Annotated in this window: 9 protein-coding genes; 8 read left to right on the top strand and 1 reads right to left on the bottom strand. The window is 56.4% G+C overall.

The window, feature by feature from the left end; translation table 11 throughout:
- Positions 1-2,145 (bottom strand): DNA polymerase I (gene polA / locus M3O22_06805; GenBank protein MDP9196456.1); only part of this gene is annotated, 2,145 nt, incomplete at its 3' end.
- A gap of 240 nt (positions 2,146-2,385) precedes the next feature.
- On the opposite strand from polA, the gene dcm reads away from it, so the two are divergent.
- The 8 genes from dcm to lptD all read left to right on the top strand — a co-directional run.
- Positions 2,386-3,636 (top strand): DNA (cytosine-5-)-methyltransferase, encoded by a 1,251-nt coding sequence (dcm, locus tag M3O22_06800; GenBank protein ID MDP9196455.1) that lies wholly within the window; start codon positions 2,386-2,388, stop codon positions 3,634-3,636.
- Positions 3,637-3,746: 110 nt separating this feature from the next.
- Positions 3,747-4,967: a type II restriction endonuclease gene (locus M3O22_06795; GenBank protein ID MDP9196454.1), complete on the top strand. Its 1,221-nt coding sequence runs from the start codon at positions 3,747-3,749 to the stop codon at positions 4,965-4,967.
- Positions 4,968-5,030: 63 nt separating this feature from the next.
- Positions 5,031-5,249 (top strand): translation initiation factor IF-1, encoded by a 219-nt coding sequence (gene infA / locus M3O22_06790; GenBank protein ID MDP9196453.1) that lies wholly within the window; start codon positions 5,031-5,033, stop codon positions 5,247-5,249.
- 197 nt (positions 5,250-5,446) lie between these two features.
- Positions 5,447-6,022 (top strand): Maf family protein, encoded by a 576-nt coding sequence (locus M3O22_06785; protein ID MDP9196452.1) that lies wholly within the window; start codon positions 5,447-5,449, stop codon positions 6,020-6,022.
- Positions 6,019-7,068: a ribonuclease E/G gene (locus M3O22_06780; GenBank protein MDP9196451.1), complete on the top strand. Its 1,050-nt coding sequence runs from the start codon at positions 6,019-6,021 to the stop codon at positions 7,066-7,068. Before M3O22_06785 ends, M3O22_06780 begins: the two co-directional genes overlap by 4 nt.
- On the top strand, positions 7,065-7,262 hold the full coding sequence (yacG, locus tag M3O22_06775) for a DNA gyrase inhibitor YacG (GenBank protein ID MDP9196450.1): 198 nt from the start codon (positions 7,065-7,067) through the stop codon (positions 7,260-7,262). The genes M3O22_06780 and yacG overlap by 4 nt, the downstream gene beginning before the upstream one ends.
- A gap of 55 nt (positions 7,263-7,317) precedes the next feature.
- Entirely contained in the window at positions 7,318-7,977 is a 660-nt protein-coding gene (upp, locus tag M3O22_06770) for a uracil phosphoribosyltransferase (protein MDP9196449.1), read from the top strand.
- A gap of 163 nt (positions 7,978-8,140) precedes the next feature.
- A partial coding sequence (lptD, locus tag M3O22_06765) for an LPS assembly protein LptD (protein ID MDP9196448.1) occupies positions 8,141-9,621 on the top strand: 1,481 nt, incomplete at its 3' end.

The following is a 9,621-nucleotide window of genomic DNA, read 5'->3' as shown; positions in this document are numbered from 1 at the left end:
GACCAGCACGTGTCCGGGCTCGGCAATAAAGGCCTGGCGGATCTTGCGGCCTTCTTCGGTGCGGATGGGAATGTTCTGCAGGTTCGGGTTGGTGGCGGCCAGGCGCCCGGTCGTCGTGGCGGCCATGGAGAACGAAGTGTGCACGCGCCCGGTCTGCGGATTGATCTGTTCGTGCAGGGCGTCGGCATAGGTGTTTTTCAGCTTGGCCAGCTGGCGCCAGTCCAGGATGCGGGATGCAATCTCTACGCCTTGTTCGGCCAGCGGCTCCAGCACCTCGGAATCCGTCGACCACATTCCCGTCCGGGTTTTGACACCACCGGGCAGACCCATGCGGTCGAACAGGATCTCGCCCAGCTGTTTGGGCGATGCGGGGTTGAAGGATTGGCCGGCCAGACGATGAAGGTCCGCTTCGATGACCTGCATGCGCTGTCCGAAATCCTGCCCCAGATGCGCCAGCGCCTGGCGGTCCACCTTGACGCCAGTACGCTCCATGTCCGCGATGACCCGGACCAGCGGCCGCTCGATGGTCTCGTACACAGCGGTCATGCGGTCCATGACCAGGCGCGGCTTCAGAGCTGTGTGCAGGCGCAGGGTGATATCCGCATCTTCGGCTGAATAGGCCAGCGCACGGTCCAGTGGTACGCGGTCGAAGGTCACCTGGCTTTTGCCCGTGCCGGTCACGTCCTTGTAGGTAATGGGCGTTTCACCGCAGTGGATCTTCGCCAGTTCGTCCATGCCGTGGCCGTGCAGGCCCGCGTCCAGAACATAGCTGAGCAGCATGGTATCGTCCCAGGGCGACAGGCGGATACCATAGCGGTCCAGCACCTGCATGTCGTATTTCAGGTTCTGGCCGATCTTCAGGACGGACGGATCCTCCAGCATTGGCTTCAGCAGGGCGATGGCCTGGTCCAGCGGGATCTGGGGGGGCTTTTCCGGTTCTTCCTCCAGTGCCAGCATGCCGGGTACCGCCTGCTGCGCATTGGGCGCGATGTGGCCCACCGGGATATAGCAGGCATGACCCGCTGCCGTGGCCAGCGATACGCCCACCAGCCGGGCCGTGACGGCCTCCAGGCTGTCGGTTTCCGTGTCCACGGCCACGAAGCCCTGTTCGGTGGCCTTGTCGATCCATTTTTTCAGGGCCATCACGTCCTGGACCAGCTGGTAGTGGCGGGTTACGGGGCCGGTTTTTTCAGGGGCTTCCTGGACGGGAGGGGGAAGGGGGTCGGCCAAGGTTTCGGAAGGCAGAGGCTCGTCCGGCCCGCCGTTGGGGGCGATCTTGTCCAGGCGCGACAGGATAGAGCGGAATCCCTGCTTTTCAAGAAAAGCCCGCAGCCGCGCCCGGTCCAGCCGGTGCACTTCCAGGCTGTCCACCGGAACGGGCAGGGGGGACTGGTCGTCCAGCCGCACCAGCCGCAGGGAGATGCGGGCCTGGTCGGCATGGGTTTGCAACAGCTCCCGCCGCCTGGGCTGGGGGATGTTGCCGGCGTTGGCCAGAAGATTGTCCAGCGAGCCATACTCATTGATCAGCTGGGCGGCGGTCTTGACCCCGATGCCCGGAACGCCGGGCACATTGTCGGTGCTGTCGCCGGCCAAGGCTTGGACATCAGTGACTTTTTCAGGAGGAACGCCGAATTTTTCCAGAACCTCCGCCGGGCCGATGGGCTTGTAGCGGATGGGGTCCAGCAGGCTGATGCCCGGGCCGATCAGCTGCATCAGGTCCTTGTCGGATGAGACGATCATGACCTGCATCCCCCTGTCCCGCGCCTGGCGGGCATAAGTGGCGATGAGGTCGTCGGCCTCGAACCCCTCCTGCTCGATGGCGGGCAGGCTGAAGGCCTCGGTCGCCTCGCGGATCAGGGAAAACTGAGGAACAAGTTCGGGTGGGGGCGGGGGCCGGTGGGCCTTGTAGTCCGGATATACGTCGTTGCGCCAGTTCTTTCGGGCAGCATCGAAAATCACGGCCACGCGGCTGGCGTGCAGGTCACCCAGCAGCTTCATCAGCATGTTGGTAAAGCCCAGTACAGCGTTGACGGGCGTGCCGTCGGGGCGCGTGAGCATGGGGAGGGCATGGAAAGCCCTGAAGATAAAGCCTGACCCGTCAATCAGGTACAGGGCGTCCGGGGGAATCTGGTGGGGCTCGCTCATCCCGCCACCATGAAGGATTCCCCGGCCGGCGTCGAGGGGTGGTAGCCCGTAGAAATTGTCTTTGTTTTAGCGAGAATTTAGTTACGCAGACCAGACAACAGATTCCGGCGTATTTGCTTTATTCTGAGCAATAGCTGTGCTTCTAAAAAAGTACAAAAGTTCTATTTTTGTTCTAATTTTCCTGTATCCTTCCGGGAAAAATTATGCCATTTTGACAAAAAAATTCCCAGGATTTGATCCATGACAAATGATCTTCCTAATCTCGACAATTTTTCCCTTCTGCGTGAAAAAGCTGGTCTTTCTATAGAGGAGGTTGCCTCCATGACAGGTAAGTCAGGCCGCACAATTCGCCGGTATGAGTCAGGACGCGGCGCCGGAGCCTGCCCACCCCTGCTGGTAATCGAAGCGCTGCGCGCAGCAGCACAACAGCGATGCGCGTCAAAACCTGGAACCGCTTTCCGGTTTATCGATCTTTTTGCGGGGATCGGTGGATTGCGTATCCCGTTTGAGGAAATCGGTGGTCGTTGTGTTTTCACATCAGAATGGGATCGCTTTTCACGTCAAACTTATACCGCAAATTTCCCTGAGAATAATGAACACGAATTTGCGGGAGATATTCGCCCTTACGCAGAAAATCCGGACCGTATTCCCGCGCATGATGTATTGTTGGGTGGGTTTCCCTGCCAGCCATTCTCAATTGCAGGAGTTTCCAAGAAAAATGCTTTGGGGAAGCCACATGGATTCCTCTGCGACACGCAAGGGACTCTGTTCTACGATCTTGCCAAAATTATAAAGTTTCATCGCCCTCCTGTTTTTTTGCTCGAGAACGTCAAGAATCTGGAACGGCATGACGGGGGTCGGACTTTTGCAACAATTATGCATATTCTCAGGAAAGAGCTTGGTTATGAAGTTTATACCCGTGTAATCAGCTCAGAGCCGTGGGTGCCGCAGAAACGCGAACGTATATTCATTGTGGGCTTCCGGGAGCCATGTCCTTTCGATTTTGATGCTTTGGAGTTGCCTGATGTGGCCCCTCCAGTCTTGGGAAGCATTCTTGAGAATAGTGTTGAGTCCAAGTACACTTTGACAACGCACCTTTGGAATTATTTGAAAGATTATAAGGCTAAACACCAGAATGCCGGAAATGGATTCGGGTATTCCCTGTTCGGCCCACAGGATGTTACCCGCACACTATCAGCTCGCTATTATAAGGACGGATCTGAAATCCTGATCCGCCAGAAAGCTGGACGCCCACGACGCCTCACCCCTCGGGAATGTTCTCGTCTTATGGGGTTTGATTCTCCGGATGGCTATGACTTTGTCATTCCTGTTTCGGATACGCAAGCGTACCGGCAGTTTGGCAATGCTGTTGTAGTTCCTGTTGTGCGTGCTGTTGCCCGACTTATGCGCCCGCATATAGAGTCTGCATTTGCGCAACATATGCGTATTCCGATTCAGGGAGAATTGCTCCTGAGCCGAGGCCGTCGCTAATATCATTGATCTGAAGCCGTATATAGAAACTGCCCTTGGAATTGATTGTAATTGGCTTCGTCCATGCAGACAGAACGACGAAGGTCAGCCGGAACGGGGATATACAGGACATGAATAAAGGACATCTTTCAGAGTACTTTGAGGGAGTGGGCGTCAAGACACTCTCGGTTGTCGATGCCGAGCCGCAGAAATCAAACCAACATGAAATTGGCACAACTGTTCCGATGAAAAAATTTCTGGGAACAGAAAGAAAAGCCTTTGATGTTACTTATATTTGGCTGAGTGACGAGCAGGAAACGATTACAGAACACGGCAGAGCAACTTACTACAACACCCGGGATGGCAAGTCCCGTTCTCCAGAATACCGCCTCTACTATCCGTCAAATGCAGTTACCCAAGTCATGTCCGCGGGAGACACGCTTTTTCTGGCCATTCGTCCGGATAAAACTATTTTGTTTATAGTCGTTCCTGCAGAAAGTACGATCCAGAGCCAGATTCTTTGGCTCTTCGGGATTGAAGAGCAACCGGGGGACGGATTTATAGTTCAGGAATTTGAAGGCAAAGATGACAGCAAGCTTGATTTTGTTTCCTGTTTCATTCTGGACGAGATCGGAATCGAGTTTGAGGATCCTGCTGCCAATTCTCTTGATGTCATTATAGAACGTTTTGGCATGAATTTTCCGTCTACAGCAGATTTTTCAAGTCATGCGCGTTTGACGCTTCCAGAGGTGGACGCCCGTGACGATCCTGACGCTGCTCTTATGGCATGGCTTAACCATGAAGAATCCATGTTTCGTCGTCTTGAGAAGCGAATTGTTGCCGCGCGTGTGGCAAAGGGGTTCATGGATACAGATGGAGTCAATGTAGATGAATTTATCCACTATTCCCTTGAAGTCCATAACCGCCGCAAGTCAAGGATGGGACAAGCATTCCAGAACCAGCTCAAGGCAGTTTTTGATGTATTTGGGTTACGGTATGAGTCACAGGTCATTACTGAAAAAGGAAAGAGACCAGATTTCATTTTTCCAGGGAAAAAGCAGTATTTTGATTCAGCTTTTGACATCAGCCTGCTAACAATGCTTGCCGCAAAATCGACTTGTAAAGATCGGTGGCCGCAGATATTACCTGAAGCAGAGCGTATTCTCCTGAAGCATCTTGTGACGCTTGAACCCGGTATTACGATTGCACAAACTACTATGATGCAGAATTCAAATGTACAACTTGTTATTCCGCGACCAATTCAGGCCAGCTATACTCAGATCCAGCAGATCTGGCTGATGAATATCGCCGATTTTGTTGAGCTTGTTCTGGCACGGCAAAGACATATCTAGCTTGCATCCGACCCCCAAAAGGCATACAACCGGGGCAGGACCATCACAGACACACAGGCATTCATGACCAAGGAAGATCTGATCGAGTTTTCGGGCGTGGTGGAGGAAATTCTCCCTAACGCCATGTTCCGGGTCAAGCTGGACAATGACCACGTCATTCTGGCCCATACCTCGGGCAAGATGCGCAAGAACCGCATCCGCGTCCTGGCCGGGGACAAGGTCACCGTGGAAATGACACCATACGACCTGACCAAGGGACGGATTACGTTCCGGTATAAGTAAACCTTTTCCATAACCCTGACTGCGGTGGCTTTGTCATTCCGACCGAGGCCTTCAGGCCGAGTGGAGGAATCTCTATGGAGATCCTTCGACTGCGCGTCACTTCCTCTTTCGCTCTTCGAGCTTCGGAGGACAGGGCGTGATGCTTCGCTCAGGATGACAAAAGTCTGGCAGCAGGGGCTATGACAGAGCGTAATAATATGAAAAAGCATACTCTCATTCTCGCCTCATCCTCTCTCCGCCGGCTGGAGCTGTTGCGCCAGATCGGGATTAGGCCATCAGCTGTTGATCCGGCGGATGTGGATGAAACGCCCCTCAAAAAGGAGATTCCGGCCCGGCATGCCCTGCGCCTCGCCTGTGAGAAGGCGCAGGTGGTTGCCGCACGGCATCCCGGCGCCTTTGTGCTGGGGGCCGACACGGTTGTGGCCTGTGGCCGCCGGATCCTGCCCAAGGCCGAAACGCCGGATCAGGTGCGCCAGTGCCTGGAGCTTCTGTCCGGACGGCGGCACCGGGTTTACGGAGGGGTGTGCCTTGTTACGGCAGATGGAAAAAGCCGCACCCGGCTGGTGCAGACCGCTGTGCTGCTGCGGCTGCTGACGGACCAGGATATTGAGGACTATGTGACTTCCGGCGAGGGGGAGGGCAAGGCCGGCGGCTATGCCATCCAGGGACTGGCGGCGGCTTTTGTCCGGGGGATTGTGGGGTCGTATCCGAATATTGTGGGCCTGCCCCTGTTCGAGGTGGCCCAGCTGCTGCGTGGCCAGGGGGCCCAGTGACCGCAACGGAGATCCATACAGGTGAGGAGGGAAATATCCTGTATGCGGCAGTCCTGGCGGATGGCCGTCTGACGGACCTGTATGTGGATCGCAGGGACAGGCCGGACGGGACCGGAGCCATCATTCTGGGCCGGGTGTCGCGCCTGGTGGAAGGGCTGGATGTGGCTTTTGTCACACTGGATGACGGGACAGAGGGAATGCTGCCGGCCAGCAGCGTGCGCCCGGCAGAACCTGGAAAACGCATCGGCCAGATCCTGCGCAGCGGGCAGGGTATCCTGGTACAGATCAAAACGTCAGGGCAGGGGGACAAGGCGCCGGTCCTGACCATGGATGTTTCCCTGCCAGGTCGTTTCCTGGTGCATCTTCCCCTGGGCGAGGGCGTGACAGTATCTCGCCGCCTGAAAGATGAGGGAGTGGATGTCCGGCCCCTGAAAGATATGCTGTCCGGGCTGGAGGGTGGGTGGATTTTGCGGGTTTCCTCCCTGTCAGTGCCTTTGCCTCAGGTGGAGGCTGAGGCCCGGGCCCTGTCCGTCCGGGCCAAAGGGATTTCTGGCCAGACGGGCTCTGCACCGCGTCTTCTGATATCTGCCCCGGGTCCTGCCGAAAGGGCGGCTCTGGATCACGGGGTGCAGGCCCATATCGTCAAAAACAGCAATATGGATTTTTCAGAAATCCTGTCGGCGCTGCAGGACAAGAAGGTGCCTCTGCCCCGGGATGGTTCGCTTTTCATCGAACGGACCGAGGCCCTGACAGCCATTGATGTGAATGGCGGGGAGGCCGGAAATGCCATGGCCGTCAATCTGGAGGCTGCAGCGGAGGTGGCTCGCCAGATCAGGCTGCGCAACCTGTCGGGTATTATCGTGGTGGATTTCCTCAATATGAAAACAGTGGCCCACAGGAAAAAACTTGTGGAAAAACTGCGCGAGGCTGTTGCGGGTGATCCTGCCGGATGCCATGTGTGGGGTATAACCGCCCTGGGGCTGGTCGAGATGACCCGGACGCGGCGGGGACCTTCCCTTCAGGATATTGCGGGAGATAGATTATGACAGTGGCGCAGCTGCCGAAAAAGAAAGCCGCAAAATGCCTGGCCTGCGGAAAGCCTTCTGTGCAGGAGCACCGGCCTTTCTGTTCCGCCCGCTGCCGGGATGTGGATCTGGGCCGCTGGCTGGGCGGGGTGTATAGCGTTCCTGTAGAGGAAGATGAGAGGGGAGCACCGGAAGACAAGGATCCGGAGGCTTGATTCACTGCAGTTCTTCCTCCATAAGACTGTGAAATATCACAGAGGGGGATCCGGAATGCGCACAGTGCCCGAGTTTCCGAACCTGTTTATCGTGGATCACCCCCTGATCCAGCACAAGCTGTCCCTCATGCGGGACAAAAATACGCCCACCAGCGATTTTCGGCGGCTTCTGCGGGAAATCTCCATGTTGATGGGATACGAGATCACCCGCGATTTCCCCCTGACGACCCAGCGGATCGAAACGCCCCTGGCGCCCATGGATGCGCCTGTCATTGCGGGAAAGAAAGTGGCGATTGTTCCCATCCTGCGGGCGGGTCTGGGAATGTCCGACGGCCTGCTGGAGCTGATGCCCTCGGCCCGCGTCGGGCATATCGGCCTTTATCGTGACGCAAGGGACCCCCGGATCCATAAACCCATAGAATATCTGGTCAAACTTCCCAGCGCGGAAGGCCGCCTGTTCCTTGTTGCTGATCCAATCCTGGCGACGGGTCATTCCGCAGTCCATGTGTGCAATGTTCTCAAAAAGCATGGCGTCCCTGAAGGACAGATCCGCTATCTTTCTGTTGTCACTGCGCCGGAGGGAGTTCGCGAATTCCACTCTGCCTGCCCCTCTGTGGTCCTGTATACAGCTGCCCTGGACAGCCACCTGAACGACCATGCCTACATTGTTCCGGGACTTGGAGATGCGGGAGACCGTCTGTTTGGAACAAAATAGTTCCTGGTAATTTATTAACTTTTCCAGGCGAAAGTCATGCCACATTGTTTCCAAAAAGACAGTGTAGTGAAGATGGGGGCTTGACTATTTCCCTGAATTCGCGAATCGTGCCCTGATTCCCTCCAGCCTTTCCGTTGTGTTTCACACTTTAACCAGTGACCGGATGTCGTTTCGCTTCCACACATGCATTGGACTGACCCTGGCGGGCCTGCTTTTCGCCAGTCCGACCCTTGCCCTTGAGCCGGTGCAGAAGGACCAGCCTGTCCTGCTTCAGGCGGAGCAGCTGGACAATGACGAAAAGAACAGGATTATCACGGCGACCGGCAATGTGGAGCTGTCCCAGGGGGATCGCCTGCTCCAGGCCGACCGGGTGACATGGAACCAGCAGACAGGTGTGGTTGCGGCAACCGGGCATGTCAGGATCCTGGAGCCAACGGGAGAGATTGTCTTTGCCGAGCATCTGGAACTGACAGAAGATCTGAAAAACGGGTTTGTGAACCAGATCCGCGTCCGCCTGACGGACGACTCCCGCCTTGCGGCCAGTTCCGGTATGCGGAAGGATGGCGTGACAACGGAATTCAGGCAGGCGGTTTATTCCCCCTGTAAGCCTTGTGAGGACAATCCTGAAAAAGCCCCCCTGTGGCAGCTGAAGGCCGACAGGGTCGAGCACAGCACGGAAACCCATGACATTGTCTATCGTGATGCATGGATGGAAATGTTCGGGGTACCGGTCCTGTACACGCCATATTTTTCCCACCCCGATCCGACCGTGGAGCGCCGGTCAGGCTTTCTGGCCCCCACGCTGGGGTACAGCAGCGATCTGGGGTATTTTGCCCGCACGTCCTACTATTTCGACATTGCGCCTTCCATGGATACCACGCTTGAGGCCGGCTGGAGCCAGGAGGATGGTCCCCTTCTGGGCGGTGAATGGCGCCAGCGGTTCGAGAACGGAAAGCTTAAGCTGAAGGGAGCCCTTGTCTACGCGGAGCGCGAGGAGATCAATGATGCCAGCGGTATATCCCGGGACGCAGATGAACACCTGCGCGGCTATATTTTTGCCGAGGGTCTTTTTGACCTGGACGAAAACTGGCGGGCAGGTTTTGACATCAACAGAACCACGGATGACAGCTTCCTGCGCCGCTATAACTACAGCAGTGCGGACATCTTGGAATCCCGGGCCTTTGCCGAAGGATTCTATGGCCGGGACTATATTGGCCTGAATGCCTATGATTTCCAGGATCTGCGCCCCGGTGAGTATGATGAAGAGCCCCTTGTTCTGCCTCTGGCCGATGCATCTTTTCTGGGAGATCCCGGAAGTTTTCTGGGTGGACGGTGGTCTTTTTATACAGGGACCGTGGGTCTGATCCGGGATTCTGATACCGATACAGGCCGTTTTTCGGCCGATGCCGGATGGCAGCGGGAATGGGTGACCGGATTTGGCCTTGTCACGACCGTGGATGCCCATGTGAGGGCCGATGCCTGGTACACGCAGGTGCCTGACGAAGGGCTTGATCCGTTCACGTCGGAAGAGCCTGAACAGTGGACTGCGCGTTTTTTCCCCCAGGCCCAGATCATGGCCCGCTATCCGTTTGTCAGTCACGGCGGGATCTTCAGCCAGCTGATCGAGCCGGTGGTAGCGTATAC

The organism is Pseudomonadota bacterium, from assembly GCA_030775045.1.
Lineage (GTDB): Bacteria > Pseudomonadota > Alphaproteobacteria > JALYJY01 > JALYJY01 > JALYJY01.
The sequence above is the reverse complement of the archived record's forward strand: the minus strand, read 5'-3'. Positions and strand labels throughout refer to the sequence as shown.

Excerpts from the sequence above, each read along its gene's own strand:
- dcm (MDP9196455.1), top strand. The coding sequence starts at position 2,386 with ATGACAAATGATCTTCCTAATCTCGACAATTTTTCCCTTCTGCGTGAA.
- M3O22_06785 (MDP9196452.1), top strand. The coding sequence starts at position 5,447 with ATGAAAAAGCATACTCTCATTCTCGCCTCATCCTCTCTCCGCCGGCTG.
- yacG (MDP9196450.1), top strand. The coding sequence starts at position 7,065 with ATGACAGTGGCGCAGCTGCCGAAAAAGAAAGCCGCAAAATGCCTGGCC.
- M3O22_06795 (MDP9196454.1), top strand. The coding sequence starts at position 3,747 with ATGAATAAAGGACATCTTTCAGAGTACTTTGAGGGAGTGGGCGTCAAG.
- infA (MDP9196453.1), top strand. The coding sequence starts at position 5,031 with ATGACCAAGGAAGATCTGATCGAGTTTTCGGGCGTGGTGGAGGAAATT.
- upp (MDP9196449.1), top strand. The coding sequence starts at position 7,318 with ATGCGCACAGTGCCCGAGTTTCCGAACCTGTTTATCGTGGATCACCCC.